The following is a 21781-nucleotide window of genomic DNA, read 5'->3' on the forward strand; positions in this document are numbered from 1 at the left end:
ACATTCACAACTACCAATGCAGCAGGCTGTGATAGTGTAGCCACTTTGTTGTTGACCATAAAAGAAGCAACAACCAGCGAGACCACAGAGTCAGCTTGTGTAAGTTTTGACTGGAATGGAACCACTTACACTGAATCAGGTACATATACATTCACAACTACCAATGCAGCAGGCTGTGATAGTGTAGCCACTTTGTTGTTGACCATAAAAGAAGCAACAACCAGTGAGACCACAGAGTCAGCTTGTGTAAGTTTTGACTGGAATGGAACAACCTATACAGAGTCAGGTACATATACATTTACAACAACGAATTCAGCAGGCTGTGATAGTGTAGCCACTTTGTTGTTGACCATAAAAGAAGCAACAACCAGTGAGACCACAGAGTCAGCTTGTGTAAGTTTTGACTGGAATGGAACAACCTATACAGAGTCAGGTACATATACATTTACAACAACGAATTCAGCAGGCTGTGATAGTGTAGCCACTTTGTTGTTGACCATAAAAGAAGCAACAACCAGTGAGACCACAGAGTCAGCTTGTGTAAGTTTTGACTGGAATGGAACCACCTACACTGAGTCAGGTACATATACATTCACAACTACCAATGCGGCAGGATGTGATAGTGTAGCTACTTTGTTGTTGACTATAAAGGAAGCAACAACCAGTGAGACCACTGAGTCAGCTTGTGTAAGTTTTGACTGGAATGGAACAACATATACAGAGTCGGGGACATATACATTTACAACTACGAATGCGGCAGGATGTGATAGTGTAGCCACTTTGTTATTAACCATAAATGAAGTATCAACAAGTGAAACAACAGAGTCAGCTTGTGTAAGTTTTGACTGGAATGGAACAACATACACGGCGTCGGGTACATATACGTTCTCAACAACCAATGCAGCAGGCTGTGATAGTGTAGCCACTTTGTTATTGACAATCAATTCACCAGCCACTTTGGTTATTACTAATCCTAGTACAGCTGCAAGTGTTGATTTAACTGCTCCTGCTGTAACGGCAGGAAGTACCTTGCCGCTTGGCACTGTGTTATCGTATCATACAGATGCTGCAGGAACTTTGCCTTTAGCAACACCAAGTGCAGTTACTACAAGTGGTACTTATTACATAAAAGCCACTACGGCTGAAGGCTGTGAGTCGATTGCTGCGGTGGAGGTCACTGTTAGTACTTGCCCGGACGATATAGTTCTGGTAAGTCCAACAGATGATAAAACAACAACAGGTGTTTTGATCGAAGCTGGTAAAACTATTGGAGCAACGAATAAGATTGAAACGGGTGCAGGAGTGATATATGGAGCAGGTAATTCAATTACTTTAAATCCAGGCTTTGAGACTAAAGGAGGCTCAGTATTTAAAGCAGAAATTGGGGGCTGTGGCAGTCATTAAAATTTCAGTTTATTAGGACTTTCTAAATACAAAAAAACAAATGCAGACCTTTTTGAGGTCTGCATTTTTTAATTTATTTGAAGTTCAATTACTATTTAATGAGCTTTTCGAATTCTGTCTGATTTGCTAAATTCAACCTTAAAACACCGGTGAAAACTCATGAGCACCGAAGCCGGCCATGTCTTCATAGGTTTTCCAGCGGAGGTTTACTATTTCTTGTGCTATTTGCATCAATTTTTCGGCTTCTTCAGGGTTGGTTTGTTTTAAAACCCTGTAGCGGAGTTCATTGTAAGCATAATCTCTGAATTCTGTGCTTGGTTTTGGAGAATCCAAAATGAATGGGTTCAAATGGTTTTTTCTTAAAACAGGATTATATCTTATCAATGGCCAATAACCGCTCGATACGGCCAGTTTTTGTTGGTATAGGCCTTTTTCCATATTGATGCCGTGGGCAATGCAATGGCTATAAGCCAATATCAACGAAGGACCATCATAAGCTTCGGCTTCTCGTAATGCCAAGAGCGTTTGTTGCGGATTGGCACCAATGGCGATTTGAGCTACATAAACGTTGCCATAAGAAACAGCCTGTAAGGCTAAGTCTTTTTTGCCTACACGCTTTCCAGCAGAGGCAAATTTGGCGGAGGCTGCCGTAGGCGTTGCTTTTGACATTTGGCCGCCAGTATTGGAGTAAACTTCAGTGTCTAAAACTAAAACATTTACATTTTTACCACTGGCAAGGGCGTGGTCAAGACCACCAGATCCTATATCATAGGCCCAACCGTCTCCTCCTATCAACCAAATACTTCGGTGTACCAATTGATCAGCCACAGAATATAGGTGTTTGGCTTCAGGTTTGTCAATTTTATGCAAGGCAAATTTTAACAAACTAACCCTATGCCTTTGTTGGGCTATTTCGCTTTCAATAGTTTGAGGAGCCGTTTTGAGTTCTCTTACTAAGTTCTCGCCTAGTTCTGGTTTAAGGACTTCCAATAACTCGTAAGCCATGTGCAGCTGTTTGTCAGCTGTCATTCGCATGCCTAATCCAAACTCTGCATTGTCTTCAAAGAGTGAGTTTGACCAAGCTGGGCCTTGACCTTTTGCATTGGATGTCCAAGGCGTTGTCGGTAGGTTTCCTCCATAGATAGACGAACATCCTGTGGCATTGGCTACTAAAAGTCTATCGCCAAATAACTGTGTGAGAACTTTGACATAAGGTGTTTCTCCACAGCCTGCACAGGCACCCGAAAACTCAAAGAGGGGTTCGAGAAATTGTACACCATGCACAGTTGAATAATTTACGCCTGGTCTTTCATTTACGGCTAATTTTTCGAAGAAATCAATATTTTCTCTTTCGGTACTTAAGTCTTTTGGTTTTTCTCCCAAATTTATCGCTCTTGTATTTTCATCAACAATAACTGGGCAGGCTTCATAGCAAAGGTTGCAGCCTGTACAATCTTCTAAATATACTTGTAGTGTGTATTTAGTTTCTGGAAATCCACGAGCATTTACTGGTGCAGATTTAAAATCTAAAGGAGCATCTGAGAGGTGGTCTTTATGGTAAAATTTAGAACGAATGACACTGTGAGGGCAAATAAAACTACAGTTTCCACACTGAATACAAGTTTCTTGGTTCCAAATAGCTACAATGTCAGAAACATTTCTTTTTTCCCATTTGGTAGTGCCATTTGGGTAGGTACCATCTATTGGCATAGCACTTACTGGAATCAAATCTCCATGCCCAGCAATCATCTTTTGGGTTACATCTCTTACAAAAGCGGAAGCATTTTCAGCTGGATTCCATTGTTTTTTGTCTATGGCGGTTATCACATTTGGCACATTTACCACAAATAAATTGGCCAAAGTTTGATCAACGGCTTCAAAGTTTTTTTCTAAAACTGCTTTGCCTTTTTTGTAATACGTTTTTTCTATGGATTTTTTGATTTGTTTTATGGCTTCCTCTTCTGGCAAGACACCCGAAAGCTCAAAAAAACAAGTTTGCATTATTGTATTTATTCTCCCTGCCATACCTGTTTTTTGAGCAACTTCCGTGGCATCAATCACATAGAGTTTTATTTGCTTTTCGAGAATTTCCTTTTGAACATTAAAAGGTAGTTTATCCCAGACTTCATGAGGTCCAAAAGGGCTATTGAGTAAAAATGTTGCACCAGGCTTTGCATAGGTTAACATCTCCTCTTTTTCAACAAAGTTGAATTGATGACAAGCGATAAAATCAGCTGTTGTAATAAGATAAGGAGCTTTTATTGCGTTTTTACCAAATCTTAAATGGGAAACGGTTTTAGCACCTGATTTTTTTGAATCATAAACAAAATATCCTTGGGCGGAAAGCTCAGTGTTTTCGCCAATTATTTTTATTGAATTTTTGTTTGCCCCAACTGTTCCATCGGCACCCAATCCAAAAAATAAGGCTTGTGTCCAATCGGATTCATCAAGTTTAAAATAGGGGTCGTATGTTAAGCTCGTAAAAGTTACATCATCATTTATACCTAACGTAAAGTGATTTTTTGGGATTTCTGATTTTGAATTATCAAAAACTGCTTTGACCATTGCGGGAGTAAATTCTTTAGAAGAAAGGCCATATCTGCCACCCAAAATTTTGGGTATTTCTGCTAAATTATTGCTAGAAACAGCCTCCATTAATGTAATCATAACATCTTGATAGAGAGGCTCTCCTGTGGCACCTGCTTCTTTTGTTCTATCCAAAACAGCTAGGGTTTTACATGTTTTAGGTAAGACCTCAATAAAATCGTCCGAAGGAAATGGTCTAAATAAGCTTATTTGTAAAACCCCATATTTTTCGCCAAATCCATTCAAGAAATTGGCCGTTTCTATGGCCGTTTCTACGCCAGAGCCCATTATTACGATGATATTTTCGGCGTTTTCTGCTCCGTGGTATTTTACGGGGGCATAAGATCTGCCTGTCAATTCTTTAAATTTTGCCATCTCCTCTTTGATTATTTTCGGAATAGCATTGTAAAAAGGATTAACAGTTTCTCTGCCTTGAAAGTACACATCAGGGTTTTGAGCTGTACCTCTAATAAAGGGTCGCTCAGGATTTAGACCACGGTTGCGATGTTGAATTACTAGGTCATCATCAACCATGGCTTTTATTTGATTATCAGAGAGAAATTCAATTTTATTTACTTCATGCGAAGTCCTGAAACCGTCAAAAAAATGTATAAAAGGAATTCTGGCTCTTAAAGTGGTAGCTTGTGCCAATAGTGCCATATCATGGGCTTCTTGTACGCTGGCAGCTGCCAATAAAGCAAAACCTGTAGTTCGGGCAGCCATTACATCTTGATGATCGCCAAAGATAGACAAACCCTGTGCCGCCAAAGATCTTGCCGCAACATGAAATACCGCTGAGGTGAGTTCGCCAGCTATTTTATACATATTGGGCAACATCAACATCAAACCTTGCGAAGCGGTGAAGGTGGTGGTCAAGGAACCCGTTTGCAATGCACCATGAACGGTACCAGCAGCACCAGCTTCACTTTGCATTTCTATTACTTCGGGGACATTTCCCCATATATTTTTTATGCCTTTTGCTGACCATTCGTCGGCAAACTCTGCCATAGTAGAGGATGGCGTAATAGGGTAGATGGCACAAACTTCATTTACCCGATAGGCCACATATACAGCGGCTTCGTTTCCATCTAGGGTTACTACTTGCTTTTTCATTGTAAAATATTTTCAGTTTCTTGAACGATATCTATTGCATGACAAGGGCATTGCTCGGCACAAACGCCACATCCTGTGCATTTATCGTAGTTAAATTCGTATCTATTTCCTTTGCCTAGTTTTATAACGGCATCTTCTGGGCAGGAACCCAAGCAACCATCGCATTCAAAGCAGTTTCCACAGGAAAGGCACCTTTGGGCTTCGTATTTTGCTTCATCTTCGTTGTAGCCAGCTATTATTTCTTCAAAATTTTCCACAGCAACTTCTGCTTTCAAATGAAGCTGAAGTTTAGGTTCGGCTATGGTTTTGTACCAAACATGTAATTGCTCAATACCCACAAGTGCATTGCTAGGATTTTTGTGATATTGCTCGTTTTTCAACCATGCATCTATATTTCTTGCAGCTTTTTTTCCATGACCTGTAGCAATCGTTACAGTTCTATCACTTGGTACCATATCGCCGCCAGCAAAAATACCAGCATAGCCCGTCATCATATTTTGATCTACAATAACCGTTTTGTCTTCTTTAAAAGAAATGCCAGGAATAGTACTCAAGAAGTCCGTTTCGGTTTCTTGTCCTAATGCCAAAATAAGAGCATCAGCTTCTAAGGTTTCGAATTCACCCGTAGGAACTGGTTTTCCATCGATTACATCCATTTTTTCGACAGTGATCGAGGTTTCCTTCAAATTTTTAATGCTTCTTAGCCAATGGATTTTTACTCCTTCGCTTAGAGCCTCTTCGGCCTCGAAATCATGTGCAGGCATGTGCTCTCTGTCTCGTCTATAAATAATCATAGCTTCTTCTGCCCCCAGTCTTTTAGCTGTCCGGGCAGCGTCCATCGCGGTGTTTCCTCCCCCATAAATAGCCACTCTTCTGCCTAGCAATGGCGTGTTACCGAGTTCTACGTCTTTTAAAAAACTCACGGCATCTAGGATTTTTCCGGCGTCGCGAGCGGGGATATTTGTTTTTTTGCCAATATGAGCACCGATGGCAATGAAAACTGCGTCAAAATTTCCTTCTTTTTTTTCTTTTAAAATATCTTCTATTTTTTTATTCAAAATGATTTTTACACCATAATCTTCAATGCGTTTTATTTCTGCTCGAAGTATATTTCGGGGTAATCTGTAGGCTGGAATTCCAAAGTTCATCATTCCTCCTGCTATTGGCCTAGCTTCAAAAATAGTGACATCATGCCCTAATCTTCTTAAATGATAAGCTGCAGAAAGTCCACTTGGTCCTGCACCAATGATCATTATTTTTTTACCTGAATCTGGATTTTGTTTCTTAAAACCCCAATTTTCTTCAATCGCTTTGTCGCCTAGAAAACGTTCAATAGCATGAATACTAACGGTTGTATCCAAACTGCCGCGATTGCAAGCCGATTCACAAGGATGATAGCAAACTCTGCCATGAATTGCTGCCATGGGGTTGTCTTGGGTAAGCGTTTGCCAAGCTTCATGGTTTTTGCCTTCTTGGGCTAATGAAAGCCAAGCTTGAATGTTTTCTCCAGCTGGGCATGCGTGATTACATGGAGGAAGAAAATCAACATATTTTGGGATTTTGGTTCTAAACGAACCAGTGCCTTCACCGTGTTGGTATAGGTCAGTTTTACCTGTTAGGTCTGTATTGGGCATGACATATTAAAAATTAGGTGAAGCAAGCTATAAACACCACGCCTAAATTAATATGATGAAGGTCAAGAAGATAGATGATTTAAATCGAAGCGATTAATCAACAAAAAGCCCGATTGTTTTAATCAGGCTTTTGAAAAAAAAATATCTTACAAAAAAATCTATACTTGCATGATGTCTGTTTCCTTGTGGGCAAACATTTGATCAGTTTTGTCTATAAACTGATTCGTAATTTTTTGAACTTTCTCTTCTCCCATTTTTATAGCATCCTCTGACACACCGTCATTTTTTAGTTTTTTCAGGTCGTCGTTGGTTTCCTGTCTAACTTTTCGGATGTTTATTTTAGCTACTTCTATTTCCGCTTTCACTTTTTTTACCAAGTCTCTTCTTCGTTCCTCTGTCAGAGGAGGTACATTCAATCGGATAGTCTCCCCATCATTGGCAGGGTTTAATCCTACGTTGGAATTGATGATAGCTCTTTCTAAGTCACCGATGGTCTTTCTTTCAAAAGGCTTAATTTGAATAGTACGAGCATCAGGCGTTGTGATTGAGGATACTTGCGAAAGTGGCGTCATTATACCATAATATTCCACTTGGATACCATCAAGCATAGTTACGCTAGCTTTACCTGCTCTTATTTTTGATAACTCTATTTGGGTGTGTTTCATGGCTCTTTCCATACTATCCTGAGCCATTTCCAATAACATGTCTATTTCTTCCATTTTTATTTATAAACTATCTGATTGTTCTTTTTAATTATATTTTTTGTTCCAAATTCTTTCGCAAGTTTTTTATATCCATTTGAGAATAAGTCATTCTTGTTAAATTCCTTTTGTACAATTATTGCAACATTCTTAAACTGAAAATCTAATTGAGATTTTAAAAATACAAAGGTATTATAAATTTGTAAACAAGCTTTGTCAAAATTTTGTCTTCCTTTTAGCTCAATAAAGAGATTTTCTTTTCTTTCACATATTAAAACTAAATAATCAGATTTACTTCCTATTTCGTTTTTAAGTAAACCATTGTCGATTTTTATAATATGAAATAGCTCTGCTAATTTTAATTCAAAACTTGAACCATGCTCTTCAATCTTGGTTTTTTTTGAAATTTCATGTTTCGGCCCAAATGGATTACAAGTAGAACTATTTTTCTGACTCATACTCAATTTCTAATAATTGGCTGTATTCATCATTTAGAATGCCAGAAGTTTGTGTTAATTCTTCATGGTCAAATATCTCAGCTTCCTCAGAATATACGCTTTTCAATTCTCCGTCCTTTAGTCTACCCACAAAAACACGTTCCTTGTCCAACCAAATATCTTTGGGAATTATTTTTTCTACCTTATCTGGCCTATTTTGTCCAATTCTATGGGCATTAATCAAAACGTTGATAACACCAATAATGTAGTGGGAGTGGGTGGTGATGAAAAGTTCAGAGTGTGATTTGTTAAATAACTTCGTAAGGTATTTTATCAAATTCTTTTGTTTGTCTGGGAAAAGATGACTTTCGGGTTCTTCTATAAACAACCTGTTAGGTTCATCTTTTTTGTAAATTTGAAACAGGCAAACAAGAAACCAAAAAACTTCTTTTTGACCAGATGATAGCAGCTGAAAAATAATGTTTTGTTTATCAGCTATTTGAAGTCCATATCTGTTTGCATCAATCTTTTTTATTTTTCCACCAATAATACTTACCAACTCATCTATTTTTATACCTCTTTCAAGAATGTCTTTCAGAAAGAACTGAGCTTCAGTTATTAAGTCAAGAAAACTTTTCTGATATATGGGTAAATATTGTGATTCAAAATTTAAGGTTCCTCTTCCCTCAGGGAAATAGTATTTTTTTAATGAAACTATATTTTCAAATTCATAATTTAGGACTGATTTAATTTCGTCTCCAAAACTATACTTGAGTGATGTGAATTCAACAGTATGAGAGTTTTTATCTTTAATTTTATTCTCAAAAAAAGATTTAAGTTGACTTAAATAATCAAATATTCCATCAATTTTTCCACTATAATTCACTTCGAAAGAAACAGTATGAATTGGGGTTGTTAGTGGTACGAATTCAATTGATTTTTCACTATCATATTCAAATTTAATATAACTATCAGTACTAAAAGTTGTAGGAAAATCATAGGATAAAAAAGACCAATAGGAAACACCAATGGCGGATTTTAACTCATCATTTGTTAGACCAAAAGAATCTAAATATGCCTTTGAAATGTTCTCTGGTACTTTTAAAAAAAAGTAAATTAACTTAGCTAAAGTACTCTTGCCAGATGCATTTGGGCCAATAAAGACCATAAAGTCCTTGATTTCAAGGTCTATGTCTTTAAGTGGGCCAAAGTTTTTGACAATTATTCTTTGCATATTTATTTCACCAATGTTCCTATATTTTCTCCGTTTATTAGTTTCATCAGATTGCCGGTTTGGTTCATGTCGAAAACTATTATCGGCATTTTGTTCTCTTTACAAAGCGTAAAGGCCGTCATATCCATTACTTTTAAACCTTTGCTGATTACCTCAGAAAACGAAATCTCATCGAATTTTGTTGCCTCAGGGTTGGTTCTTGGATCGGCAGAATATACACCATCTACGTTTGTTCCTTTCAGCAAAACATCTGCTCCAATTTCTACTGACCTCAAAGCTCCGCCTGAGTCTGTTGAGAAATAAGGATTTCCAGTACCTGCACCAAAAATCACCACACGGCCTTTTTCGAGGTGTCTTATGGCTCTTCTACGGATAAATGGCTCAGCGATTTGCTCCATTTTTATGGCCGATAATAATCTGGTTTTAACACTCTCACTTTCCAAAGCACTTTGAATCGCCATGCCGTTGATAACTGTAGCCAACATTCCCATATAATCGCCTTGTGAGCGGTCGATGCCCGATTTTTGTGATGCACCTCTGAAAATGTTTCCGCCGCCTATTACTATCGCTACTTCGCAGCCAGTTTCTACTACTGCTTTTATCTCTTTGGCGTATTGTTCTAGGATGTCAGGATTGATGATTTGGCTTTTGTCGCCACCGTTTAAGGCTTCGCCACTAAGTTTAAGGAGAATTCGTTTGTATTTAAGAGCCATTGCTTATGATTTTATGCAAAGATAATTTCTAATTTATAAAAAATCGGAATACCTATTTCTTTTTATTTAAAAGATAGATGCCGATAAGTATAATTGCCATACCGAAATAATGCAGCAAATTGATGCTTTCTCCGTCAAAAAGGCCAGCAACGGTAGCTACAATAGGTATGAGGTAGGTTACAGATGAAACAAAAACTGGGCTGGAGATTTGCAAAACATAATTGTATAAAAAAGCTGCAAATCCTGAGTTTAAAGCTCCAAGAATAATGAAATAGAACAATAAAAGGTGGTTTTCAGGCAAGAATATCTTTTGAAAAAAGTCTGTCCCCAAAAGCATAAAAAAGGCAATAGAACCCACAAATAATAATGAAAAAGCACTAATGACTATGGGTTTTACAAAGCCCAAATAATGCCCAACTACGTTGCCGTTTAAACCATACATTAAGGTTGCCCCAAGGATCATTAAAGCATAAGGGTTGTTGAAGTTTAAAGAGAGGGTACCACCACTCAGGATTAATATTAAGCTACCTACAAATCCCAAAACGATACCTGAGATTTGAGAATTTAGAATTTTTTTTGAGAAAAATAATGCTCCCGTAATCAGTACAAAAAGTGGTGTTACGGAATTTAGTGTGCCAATTAAAGAGCTATTGAGCTTACTTCCTGTAACGCCAAAAATGACAGCTGGAATTAGATATCCAAGTAATCCAGAGGCAAGAATTGGTAGTGTTTTGTCTTTGGGGTAGTTTTTTAAGTTTTTTATTGCAAAAGGTAAAAATGTTAAACCAGCAATAAAAATACGTCCAGCTCCCAGTTCAATGGCGGTAAAATTAATAACGATTTTTTTAACGAGAATAAACGATAAACCCCAAACAACTGCAAGAAATAATAATAATATCCAAGAAATCAGGGTTTTGTCTTCGTTTGCTAATGCTTTGCGTATCAAGGAGATGAGTTTTTCTGCAAAATTACCTTTTTTTTGATAGTATTCTATTAAATGTGTAGTTTTAAACTTATTTCAACCTTTTTATAAAAATGAAAAATTTATACCTACTTTTTGTGGTGCTATTCACCGCAAATTTTACTTATGCTGAAGATTATAAAACCTTAGAAATCGGCTCGAAAGCTCCTGACTTTAGTTTGAAAAGCGTTGATGGCAAAATGTATAACCTTCAGAGTTTTAAATCTGCTGAAATATTGGTGGTAGTTTTTTCCTGCAATCATTGCCCAACGGCTCAGGCTTATGAGGATAGACTGATAGCTTTTCAAGATAAATATCAAGTCCAAAAGGTGAAGTTGGTGGTTATAAGTCCAAATGATGACCAAGCTGTTCGGTTTGACGAGTTGGGTTATTCAGACTTAAGTGATAGTTATGATGAGATGGTAATACGAGCGAAAGAGAAAAAGTACAATTTCCCTTATTTATATGATGGAGGTACGCAAAGTACGGCTCATGCCTATGGTCCTACAACTACACCTCATGCATTTGTTTTTGACAAAGCTAGAATCTTACGATATGTTGGTAGAATAGACGATGAGGAGCATATTGGCCGAGCTAAAGTATTTGATCTAGAGAATGCTACAGATGAACTTTTGGCTGGAAAAGAGGTAAGTAAGCCAACAACAAAAACTTTTGGATGCTCAATAAAATGGAAATCTAAAACTGATTGGAAAGTAAAAGAAGTGGAAGGTTGGGCGAAAGAGCCTGTGGCTTTGGAAAAAATAGATATTCAAGGAGTTAAAAACCTAATAAGCCATACTGATGGAAAATACCGATTGATAAATTTTTGGGCCACTTGGTGTGGACCCTGCGTGTCGGAGTTTTCTTCCTTGGTAGAAACCGACAAAATGTACCGACAAAGAGATTTTGATTTTGTGACCATCACGCTTGACGATCATAAATCACATGAAAAAGCCTTGTCGTTTTTGAAAAAGAAAATGGCTTCTAATAAAAACTATATTTTTGGCTCGGAAAATAAATACGACCTCATAGATGCCGTAGATGCCAAATGGCCAGGTGCCTTACCATTTACTATTTTGGTTTCACCAGAAGGTGAAATCGTTTTTCGTCAAAGTGGCATAATTGACCCAATAGCCTTAAGAAAAGCGATTGTTGACAAAATAGGGAGGTATTATCCATGATTTGGTTAAGGAGACTTAATAGATTCTTTCACTTAATCCGATGATTTAAATATTGGCAACAACAATGCTTATTAAGCTGCCTTCGTTTTTAAAGCTTTTTATATCTATTGTTCCATCAAGTTCAACAATTCTTTCTTTTATACTTGTCAAGCCAAATCCATTTTGCTTTTGTTTGTCAAAGCCAATGCCATTGTCTTGGGCAATCATGCGAATTTTCCCATTGTTTTCTTCCAAGGTCAAAGAAGCATTTTTTGCTTTTGCATGCTTACTGATATTGTTCAAAATCTCCATGGCAATGGCGTATAATTGCGACTTTAATCTGTCTTTTATTGGAGTTGTTAGCTTATAATACAGCACGTAGTCGACATTATCAGATAAATTCATTTTTTCAACCAGTCGATTAAGAGCACTCTCCAGCCCTTCGGTTTCAAGCACTTTAGGTGATAAATTATGTGAAATATGTCGTACTTCATTATAGGCATCAGAGGTCATGTTTTTTACATTAGAATAAAGCTTTCTTTCACGCTCGGTAAGTGATTTAGGGTCCAAAGCTTCTAAATTCATATTAATAGCTGAGAGCACGGAGCCCAAGTTGTCATGTAGGTCTGAAGCCAGCCTTTTTCTTTCCGAACTTTGGCCTTTGGCCATGGCCTCTTTTACCTCATTTAGAGCATCTTGTAATTCACTCGTTCGTTCTTCAACTTTCTTTTCAAGGTTCGTATTGAGCTGTTCTATTTTTTTGTTTTGAGAATCTATCTCTTTGTTTTTAGAATTCAGAAGTCGATTATTATAATAAATACCACCACCTATTAAAATTAAGGAAATAATGCCGCCCCAAAGCAAGAATTGCTGTAGCTGTTTATTTTTAAGACTTGCGTTTAGATTTTCTATCTCCAGCGATTTGTTTTCAGCTTCATATTTGAGTTCCAGCGTTTCGGTTCGGTCCTTTATTTCCATGGTATTGAGAGAATCTTTGGCTATCTCTTTTATTTTCATGCACTTAAGTGCATTTTTTGTGTCACCTATTTCTTCATAAATTTCACTCAGATTTACAGCCACACTTTTCAGAGGCCCCCAAACTTCATGCTTCTGCAATATTTCCAAAGCCTTTTCGCCGTAGTAAATAGATTTTGGGTAGTTTTTTTGCCAGCCGTAATAGTCGCAAAGGTTCACATATTCAGTAGCATACAAGCTGGGGTCGCCCGTAGATTCAAAAAAAGGAATCGTAGAGGTAGACAACTCAATAGCCTTGGCATAGTCACCTGCATTGCCCAAGTTCACCGCATAATTGCTCTTTACCATATTTATCACGTACTCATCCTTGAGCTTTTTACCTTCTGCTAATGCTTTTTCAAAATACGGATAGCCTTCTTTATCTTTATTTTCTAAATGATAGCTGTTTCCGATAGTCATGTAACACAAAGCCACATATTTAAACTGCTCGGCTTTCTTAAACTGCTCCGTTGCTTTCAAAAGCCATTCTCTCGTTTTGGGTCCATTACCAGATCTTAAAAAGGAAAAACCTATCTCTTTGGAGGCACTTGCTATAGTAAGAGGATCGTTGATTTGCTCACCTAGTTTTAGGGCTTTAAAGGCAAAGTCTGTAGATAATTTAAAATTGCTTTTTGCATCGTAAGCTTCTGCTGTATGCTGGTACGCCCTAGCTAGCTCTTTTTCGAATCCCGGTTTGTTTGCCAGTAATATTGTTTTTTCAGCATAAAATAAGGTGCTGTCATTTTGTCCCATTTGGGAGAACACATCAGTAATCTCATTTAAAGTTTCGATTTGGTTTTTTGAATTTAATAGTGCTTTTTTTAGTGAGTCCAAAGGCTCTTGAGCAAATGTGGTGTTGAAAGAAAAAAGGCAAATTAAAATTATTAGTTTATTCATAGTAAGGATTATAATTAGGCTTACAAACAAAATTATGATATTAATTTGAGGTATTCTTTGCCATAAAATAAAATGTTTTAGGGAAAATATTGAAAATTGTCATACTTTGAGGTGACAAAAAAATCACCAGAAATAAGGGTTGTGAGTTTTGTAATTCTACTGTTTTTTTGAAAAAAAATTAAATGGCATCAATTAACATTTTTATTACTGACGATCACTTGCTTATTCTTGAAGGACTTTCTGCGATTTTAGAATCGATAGAGGGGATCGAGGTGGTTGGTATGTCTCAGTCTGCAACAGCTACATTAGAAAAATTGCAAAGTATTCAACCTGATTTACTAATTACGGATTTTCACATGCCTGGTGTTAGTGGTCAGGAGTTGCTACGGGAAGTGAAAAAGAAGTACCCTAAAATAAAGGTATTGATCCTAAGCATGCACGAGGAAATACCTGAAATAGTGGACCTTATCAAGGACAAAGCCGACGGTTATATTCTAAAGAATTCAGGAAAAGAAGAATTTATTGTAGCCATACAAAAAGTAATGGTGGGTGAGAAATACTTTTCATCGTCAATAGTACACCAACTACTGAGAGATTTGAACAACCCTTTATTAGATACCAAAGCCTTATCTAACCAAGAGTTAAAAATTGCTAAAATGCTAGCCAATGGTTTAAGTAGTCCTATAATTGCTGAACAGTTATTTATAAGTGTTAATACAGTAAATACCCACAAAAAAAGAATCTACGCGAAACTCAATATTTCAAATCTTCAAGAGCTCGTAAAATTAGGGGCTCAGAAAGGTTGGTTTTAGAAATCCAATCTTTGTCACTGTATAAGGTGACACAAAAATCACATTATTAGGGAATTGAGCTTGAATAGTAAACGGCTTTACTTTGTGGAAGAAAACTAAGTAAAGCAATGAAATACAAATTTGAAAACGTAAGAGCTATTCAAAAAGCTGAAATTTCACCTCAAGATATAATATTAATAAAAGCCGACTTTAATTATACTGTTTTTCATTTGAAAAATGGCAAAAAATTAACTTTAGCTAAAACCCTCTTAGAGTGTGAACAGATGCTAGAGTCTTATGGTTTTTTACGGCCTTCTAGGTCAGTTTTAATTAATCTCAGCTTCTTGAAGACCATCAATGATTCGGAAGTGGTGATGGTTAATGACTTTATTTCTCCGGTGTCAAGGAGAAGAAAAATGAATGTATTATCAATAATTAAACAAAAATAAACATGAAAATTTTAGACTATGTAATCATCTTTTTTCTGTGTTTTGGCCTGAAACTGTCAACGGCTCAGTCTATTACGATTTCTCCTGATAACAGTGAAATGATAAAACTAGATAGGAATGGAGAATCTTATCAGAAGTTTTTTCACAACAACCTGTATAAGGCTTATCTTGGAATAGTAGGTGCTGAAAATTTTTATTTAAATACCACATTGGACAACAATCTCGGAAAATTACAATTTGGTACAAAAAATATAAGTCGATTAGTGATTCACCCTACCGGCAAAATTGGTGTTGGGATTTCTGATAATGTACCTATATCTAATCTTCAAATAGCTGGAGGTACAGAGGATCTGGCAAATAGTGGAGGTGATTTTTCTATTGGAAGTAGTTCGAATCATTTAAAAATTGGCGTTGCAGTTTCTGGTTTAAATTCTGGTTTTGCGAGACTATATGCTGCTGGTACTACGCCAAATCTAATTTTTGGGGCTGATAATAAAGATATTATGTCAGTTTCTTATTCAGGTGTTGGCATAGGAACCTTGACACCTTCAGAGTTTTTTGAAGTAGAGGGTGGGGATGTTAAATTTTCGAACAATAATTTACTCCTTAAACTAAAAAATACTAGTATTACAGGTAAATCAGAACTTAGATTTTTGAATTCTTCAGATGCAGCTAAAGCATATGTTTTATATGACCAGTCTATAAATAAACTAAATATTGGGCATTATGAAGCTTCTCAATCAACGGGAATGTATGTAGATAATAGCAATAGTTTTGGATTTGGAATAAATACGCCAACCGCTAAAATGCACCTTAAACACACTTCCTACAATGCTACGCCTACTTTGACATTGGAAGAAAACACTAGCAACCAAGGTGCATTAATAGAATTCAAAAATAATAATACAAACAAATGGTCTATTCTTGGAAACCCGAATGCGAGTGATGTCTCTGCATTATTTAAAATCGGATATTCTTCGGCATCGGCTGGCGAAATACTCACACTAAGTGGTGATGGAAAAATGACCCTTAAAGAAGGCACGACAAACAAAATTGAATTTTTTGCCAATAATACATTTAGCGGTAGTCGAATGACCATGCGTGATGTAAACGGTAATAGATCTATTGAAATGTTTTCCACAGATGGTAGTTCAAACAAACCAGGTCGATTAACTTTTAGAAACCCAAGTGACGATAGTATAATAATGGACTTAGATGCAGATTACTCCAATTCAGGAAAGAGTAGGATCAGAGTTGATGAACTGGAAATATTGGGGGGGGCAGATTTTGCGGAGTTTTTCAAGATTAACAATACAGGTGCTGTGGAGCCAGGGACAGTGGTTTCTTTAGATGAAAAAGAACATGGCTCATTGGTGGTTTCAACAAAGGCCAATGATTCAAAGGCCATTGGGATTGTGAGCGGTGCCAATGGCGTGTCAGCTGGAATTATGCTGCATCAGAAAGGTAACTCAGTGGTAGATGGATCACATCCAGTAGCAATTGCTGGTAGAGTTTATGTAAAGGCAGACGCTAGCAAAAAAGCGATTCGATTAGGAGATCTTTTAACTACTTCGGCACTGGATGGTCATGTGATGAAAGCTACTTCAAAATCTCGTAAAAATGGAGCGGTAATAGGAAAAGCACTCTCTGAATTGACAGCTGGGGAAGGTTTCGTTTTAATTTTATTAGGTAACCGTTAAAAAAAATTAAGATGAAAAATTATTATTCTTTGATACTTTTAATTTTGGGTTTTCTTAATATTTTGAAAGCTCAAACTGTGGAAAAAAGAACATTAGATTCCTTTTTTTATTATTCTGATAGTATTAAAACTATAAATTCCATTAAATTTAATTCACAAATAGATTTACTCATTCAAAATGATTTAGGTGAGATTCGTGTTGATATTTCCTACAAAATAGATGAGCTTAATAGTATTAATAATGCGAAAATTGATACAGCTTTATTGCAAAATTATGGATTTAAAGTTTTGACTGTATATAAGAATCATGCAATCGCATTGATTTCATTTGATAAACTGATGCAATTAAGTGAAAAGTTATCATCTGATTATTTTATAACCCCAATTTATAATATTACTGCAGGACAAAAAACTAAAAGTCTTCCTATAAGTGAGGGGCCAGAACTTCAAAATAGTAGCAGTTATATAAATGGTACGAGCTTAGGTGGCGAAGGAATTAAAATTGCAATAATCGATGCCGGATTTCAAAGTATAAACTGGGCAATCACAAACAATATTGTAAAAACGCCCGTATACATGTGGGCAAATGGTGGCCAAATTACTGATATTAATATATTAAACAGTGGTCAAAGTGTTCATGGAACCGCAGTTTTTGAAGCAATCTTTAATCATGCTCCTAATGCTGAATTTGAATTGTATGATATTGATATATCTGCTACCTCTCAAGCAGCAGCAATAACTCAAGCACTTGCAAATGGGTGTAAAATTTTAAACCTTTCAGTTACTTGCTTTGACGATAAATTTACCGATAACTCAGGTGTATGGTGTGATGCGGCTAACACTGCCAGTCAAAATAATGCGATTGTCTTTAAATCTGCTGGAAATTCAGCTAAAAAGACTTGGGTGGGTCAATTCAAAGATTCTAATAACAACAATTTGCATGAATGGTTAGATTTGGATGAAAAAAATGTTTTTAACCCAAACGACCCTTTCTTTCTCCGATTAAGCTGGGAACTTTTATTTGGAGCTGATTTAGATCTGCTTTTATACAGAGTAGATACTTTGTCTAATGGTACTACCCAAAATATACTTGTTGGATCAGGAACAAATAATGGTTGGAACTATGAAACGGTATCTTTGAACCCAGGCACTAATAAATATTTTTTCCAAGTTAGAAATCAAAATCCTAGTGTAAAGCCGAAATTCAAAATCACCACTAATTTAGGTATATCAAGTTACCAGTATTACACTGAAGAAAGCTCTGTTGACTCACCTCATTCAACAAACCCAAATGTAATGACAGTTGGTGCGGTTGATTCTACTAAATATTTATCACCTGCCTTCTCTACTGATATAATTACAAGCTATAGCTCACGTGGACCAAGTATTAGCGGTAATTTAGCACCAAATTTTGTTGCTCCGACAGGTACATATTCATTCGTTTATGGTGGTGATTTTACTGGTACAAGTTGTTCCTCTCCAAACGCAGCAGGCATGGCCGCTGCATTTTGGTCTGCTCACCCTTATTTAATTGCCAGTGGAGTATGTGAAATCATAACTCGAAAAGCTGAAATGTATAAAGATTGGGGAGATGCCGGTCCGGATAATATTTATGGGAATGGCGGAGTTTATCTTTATGATTATGTACCCAATACTTACTATGTACATCAAGAAGGGGGCAATATTGTACTGCCATCTCTTCCATATAGAAGTTTACAAACGGCTCAGAATTCAGTCCCGACCAATTCCAGTCTGTTTTTATTGGATAAGACAAATGTATTTACTCAAACCTTAGGTGTTGGGTCAGCAGCTAATAAAAACATTAAATATATTACAGCAAAAGGCTTTGGTGCTGTTGTTAAATAAAAAATCAAATGTCATGATTTTTTGTAAATCTTGGGATATAGTTTTAGCGATGGAAACAATTTCCTAAAAGTTTTAATTTTCCATAGCATTTTAATAATTAAGCATATTTGAGCTAATGACAAGCCCTGATTTTACATGAAAATCAGGGCTTATTTGTATTTATATATATATAGAAAGATGTATCCCAATAAAAACTATATTTTTTGCTCAGAAAATAAATACGACCTCATAAATGCCTAAGATGCCAAGTAGCCTATTGCCTTACCATTTACTATTTTGGTTTCACCAAAAGGCGAAATCGTTTTTAGACAAAGTGGCATAATTGACCCAATAGCCTTAAGAAAAGCTATAGTTGATAAAATTGGACGGTATTATCCGTGATGAAAAGATCAAACTTTCCATTTAATATTACATCCCATACTCGGAAATTGAATTTCTGAAACCATTTGATTGGCTAAAATTGCATTTAATGCTCCTCGAATATCTTTACCAGTTAATGGTTGTGGATTTTCTACTCGAGGTCTCGACTCATCTAATCGGCCACGGTAAGCTAGATGTAAGTCCGCACCAAAAATATAGAAATCTGGCGTACATGCTGCATCATAAGCTTTGGCAACTTCTTGCGTTTCATCAAATAAATATGGAAAATCAAGTTGCCATTCAGTCATGAACTCCTTCATTTTATCTGGGCCGTCTTGCGGATAAGCTTCTATATCGTTTGAACTTATGGCTATAAAACTTACTCCTTTAGCTTCATAATCGTTCAATAGTTTTACTATTTCGGGCATCACGTGCACTACATAGGGGCAATGGTTACAAATAAACATAATCAGCGTAGCATTTTTACCTTTTAATTCATTCAGTTTTTTAGGTGAATTTGTAAAGGTGTCTATGAGTTCAAATTCTGGTGCCACCGTGCCCAGGTTTATCATATTAGACGGAGTAAGTGCCATATTGTCTTAAATTAGTATCTCCAAATATATCAATTTGTGTTCTATTTTGGGTACTTTTGTGAAATTAATTAAAGGAAAATATGTTTGAAACGAGGTTTTTCGAAATTATTGCTTCGATTGTAACAATAGTGCTAGTTTTGGGTTTAAGAGCATTTTTACGTGAAATAATCCGGAAACATACACACACCAAAGGCTTGGAAATTGGCCAAAGAAAATATGCCAATAAGTTTTTTAATTTTATCTCTGTAGTTATTCTCTTTGTGGTTTTAGGCATTATTTGGGAAGTTTCGTTTAAGGGTCTTTCGTTTTATTTTGCTTCTATTTTTACCATTGTTGGTGTGGCCTTATTTGCCAATTGGTCTATATTGAGCAATATTACCACATCTATTATCTTGTTTTTTAATTATTCTTTCAAGATTGGCTCCGAAATACAAATCATGGACAAAGACGATTCTGTTCAAGGGACAATTATAGATATTACATTTTTCTCTATTCAGATATTAACAAAAGAAGGCGACATTATCTCGTATCCGAATAATATAGCCATCCAAAAGCCGATAAAATTATTTAAGAAAATTGAATTTGAGGACTAAGTTCTTTTTAATTAAAAACTCTTCCGATTTCTTTTATCAAATGTCCAAAGACCATCAATGACACTTCCAGAAAAATTTATAGAAAATATGCAAACAAGGCTTGGGGAAGCTTTGCCAGATTTTCAGAAAGCATTAGATACTGTACCACCCGTTAGTATAAGATTTAACCCTGCTAAAAGCACCCAAAAAACGGTCCTAGAAATTGAGGAAACTATTCCATGGTCAGAAAACGGTCGATATCTTAAATCTCGCCCAGTTTTTACCTTAGACCCCGCCTTCCATGCAGGTGCATATTATGTGCAAGAGGCCTCTTCTATGTTTTTGGAGCATGTTTTTAAACAAGTTGTACACCGTAAAGGACCCATTAAAGTATTAGATCTTTGTGCCGCTCCAGGTGGCAAAACCACGCTTTTGGCTTCACTTTTAGGTAAAGATGATTTTCTAGTGGCAAATGAAGTTGTAAAGAATCGGCTAGGGATTTTGAAAGAAAATCTGAGCAAATGGGGCTTTAATAATTTGATTATTTCAAACCAAGACCCTGAGACTTTTTCGGATTTAGAAGGTTTTTTTGATGTGGTTTTGGTAGATGCCCCTTGCTCTGGTGAGGGGATGTTTCGAAAAGATCTCAATGCACGCAACGAATGGTCTGAGGCACATGTCCAAATGTGTTCGGCTCGTCAACGGAGGATTTTGAGTGCTGCAGCAATGTTGGTAGCACCAAATGGTGTTTTGATTTACTCTACCTGTACTTTTAACGAACATGAAAATCATGATAACGTAAAGTGGCTCAATAGAACGCTTGATTTTGAAACTTTGAAAATTGAAACGCCTGACGAGTGGAATATTGAGGAAAAGGAAAATGGTTTTCAGTTTTTTCCACACCGAAACAAAGGAGAAGGTTTTTTCATAGCTACCATGAAAAATTTGAGTCGTGAGGCTCGGTTTGTAAAAGGAAAACCTGATTTTAATAGATTAAAAAGAGAACAAAGAGCATTGCTGGAAGCCTGGATTAAGCCTGAAGTATTTTCTGAACTTGAGTTTTACTACAAAAATGATGGGAATATTATTGCTATGCGTACTGCCCTTTTAGGACAATATGGCTCAGTTTTACGAGCTTTAAGCAAGCGTTCTTCCGGATTTGAAATAGGAATTTTCAAAGGTAAAGACTTTGTGCCTTCACATGCTTTTGCTTTGTCTGATATGGTTTCTGGTAGTATCAAAAGATTAGAACTAGAAGAAAAAGAAGCTTTGAAGTTTTTGAAAAAAGAAAATTTCGATTTTGAGGAAGGAGAAAACGGCTGGCTTTTAGTAACTTATGGCAACCTGGGCTTAGGTTGGATAAAAAAAATAGGAGATAGAATGAATAACTATTTGCCAACAGAGTGGAGGATAAGGATGGAGGTGGAGTAATGGAAAATGAGATTCGAATGGTTAGATGTGAGTGATGAATTTGTTTCAAAATTTTAGATAATCGTATTAATAAAAAATCTTTTGTTGGAACCTTCTTCTAAAACGCGGACTCTCAATAACCAATAACCAATAACCAATAACCAATAACCAATAACCAATAACCAAT

General features: G+C 36.4%; 17 protein-coding genes. 8 read left to right on the forward strand and 9 right to left on the reverse strand.

The features are described from left to right. Positions 1 to 1404 (forward strand): PKD domain-containing protein (locus tag EGI22_RS18850; RefSeq protein ID WP_369010885.1); only part of this gene is annotated, 1404 nt, incomplete at its 5' end. A 138-nt stretch (positions 1405 to 1542) separates the two neighbouring features. Here the strand turns inward: EGI22_RS18850 and nifJ are convergent. The 7 genes from nifJ to EGI22_RS18885 all read right to left on the reverse strand — a co-directional run bounded on the left by nifJ (position 1543) and on the right by EGI22_RS18885 (position 10768). Next, entirely contained in the window at positions 1543 to 5103 is a 3561-nt protein-coding gene (gene nifJ / locus EGI22_RS18855; protein ID WP_255069999.1) for a pyruvate:ferredoxin (flavodoxin) oxidoreductase, read from the reverse strand. Next, entirely contained in the window at positions 5100 to 6737 is a 1638-nt protein-coding gene (locus EGI22_RS18860; RefSeq protein ID WP_255070000.1) for an NAD(P)-binding protein, read from the reverse strand. Before EGI22_RS18860 ends, nifJ begins: the two co-directional genes overlap by 4 nt. A gap of 158 nt (positions 6738 to 6895) precedes the next feature. After that, positions 6896 to 7456: a ribosome recycling factor gene (frr, locus tag EGI22_RS18865; protein ID WP_255070001.1), complete on the reverse strand. Its 561-nt coding sequence runs from the start codon at positions 7454 to 7456 to the stop codon at positions 6896 to 6898. 2 nt (positions 7457 to 7458) lie between these two features. After that, positions 7459 to 7896 carry a hypothetical protein gene (locus EGI22_RS18870; RefSeq protein ID WP_255070002.1) on the reverse strand — a complete coding sequence of 146 codons (438 nt, stop codon included), beginning with the start codon at positions 7894 to 7896 and terminating at the stop codon, positions 7459 to 7461. Then, the gene (locus EGI22_RS18875) at positions 7880 to 9109 is read right to left on the reverse strand and encodes an AAA family ATPase (RefSeq protein ID WP_255070003.1); all 1230 of its coding nucleotides are present in this window, start codon (positions 9107 to 9109) and stop codon (positions 7880 to 7882) included. Before EGI22_RS18875 ends, EGI22_RS18870 begins: the two co-directional genes overlap by 17 nt. A gap of 2 nt (positions 9110 to 9111) precedes the next feature. After that, entirely contained in the window at positions 9112 to 9822 is a 711-nt protein-coding gene (gene pyrH / locus EGI22_RS18880; RefSeq protein WP_255070004.1) for a UMP kinase, read from the reverse strand. Between the two features lie 52 nt (positions 9823 to 9874). Then, the gene (locus EGI22_RS18885) at positions 9875 to 10768 is read right to left on the reverse strand and encodes a DMT family transporter (RefSeq protein ID WP_255070005.1); all 894 of its coding nucleotides are present in this window, start codon (positions 10766 to 10768) and stop codon (positions 9875 to 9877) included. Positions 10769 to 10857: 89 nt separating this feature from the next. On the opposite strand from EGI22_RS18885, the gene EGI22_RS18890 reads away from it, so the two are divergent. Continuing rightward, entirely contained in the window at positions 10858 to 11964 is a 1107-nt protein-coding gene (locus tag EGI22_RS18890; protein ID WP_255070006.1) for a redoxin family protein, read from the forward strand. Between the two features lie 45 nt (positions 11965 to 12009). Here the strand turns inward: EGI22_RS18890 and EGI22_RS18895 are convergent, their stop codons facing one another. After that, positions 12010 to 13854: a histidine kinase gene (locus tag EGI22_RS18895; RefSeq protein ID WP_255070007.1), complete on the reverse strand. Its 1845-nt coding sequence runs from the start codon at positions 13852 to 13854 to the stop codon at positions 12010 to 12012. A gap of 182 nt (positions 13855 to 14036) precedes the next feature. Here EGI22_RS18895 and EGI22_RS18900 point away from each other — a divergent pair, with 182 nt between their 5' ends. From EGI22_RS18900 to EGI22_RS18915, 4 genes are all read left to right on the forward strand, one after another. Then, positions 14037 to 14666, forward strand: coding sequence for a response regulator transcription factor (locus EGI22_RS18900; RefSeq protein ID WP_255070008.1), 630 nt, complete (start codon positions 14037 to 14039; stop codon positions 14664 to 14666). A 107-nt stretch (positions 14667 to 14773) separates the two neighbouring features. Continuing rightward, entirely contained in the window at positions 14774 to 15094 is a 321-nt protein-coding gene (locus tag EGI22_RS18905; protein WP_255070009.1) for a LytTR family DNA-binding domain-containing protein, read from the forward strand. A 2-nt stretch (positions 15095 to 15096) separates the two neighbouring features. Next, positions 15097 to 16794 carry a hypothetical protein gene (locus tag EGI22_RS18910; protein WP_255070010.1) on the forward strand — a complete coding sequence of 566 codons (1698 nt, stop codon included), beginning with the start codon at positions 15097 to 15099 and terminating at the stop codon, positions 16792 to 16794. 11 nt (positions 16795 to 16805) lie between these two features. Further along, the gene (locus EGI22_RS18915; protein WP_255070011.1) at positions 16806 to 18659 is read left to right on the forward strand and encodes a S8 family serine peptidase; all 1854 of its coding nucleotides are present in this window, start codon (positions 16806 to 16808) and stop codon (positions 18657 to 18659) included. Between the two features lie 389 nt (positions 18660 to 19048). On the opposite strand, the gene EGI22_RS18920 is transcribed toward EGI22_RS18915, so the two are convergent. Then, a complete protein-coding gene (locus EGI22_RS18920) occupies positions 19049 to 19612 on the reverse strand; it encodes a thioredoxin family protein (RefSeq protein WP_255070012.1) in 564 nt (187 codons plus the stop codon). 80 nt (positions 19613 to 19692) lie between these two features. Here EGI22_RS18920 and EGI22_RS18925 point away from each other — a divergent pair, with 80 nt between their 5' ends. After that, complete coding sequence (locus EGI22_RS18925) at positions 19693 to 20205, forward strand: mechanosensitive ion channel domain-containing protein (RefSeq protein ID WP_255070013.1); 513 nt, start codon at positions 19693 to 19695, stop codon at positions 20203 to 20205. Positions 20206 to 20262: 57 nt separating this feature from the next. After that, entirely contained in the window at positions 20263 to 21615 is a 1353-nt protein-coding gene (locus tag EGI22_RS18930) for an RsmB/NOP family class I SAM-dependent RNA methyltransferase (protein WP_255070014.1), read from the forward strand. Positions 21616 to 21781 lie beyond the last annotated feature (166 nt).

The organism is Lacihabitans sp. LS3-19 (genome assembly GCF_024343575.1).
Classification (GTDB): domain Bacteria; phylum Bacteroidota; class Bacteroidia; order Cytophagales; family Spirosomataceae; genus Leadbetterella.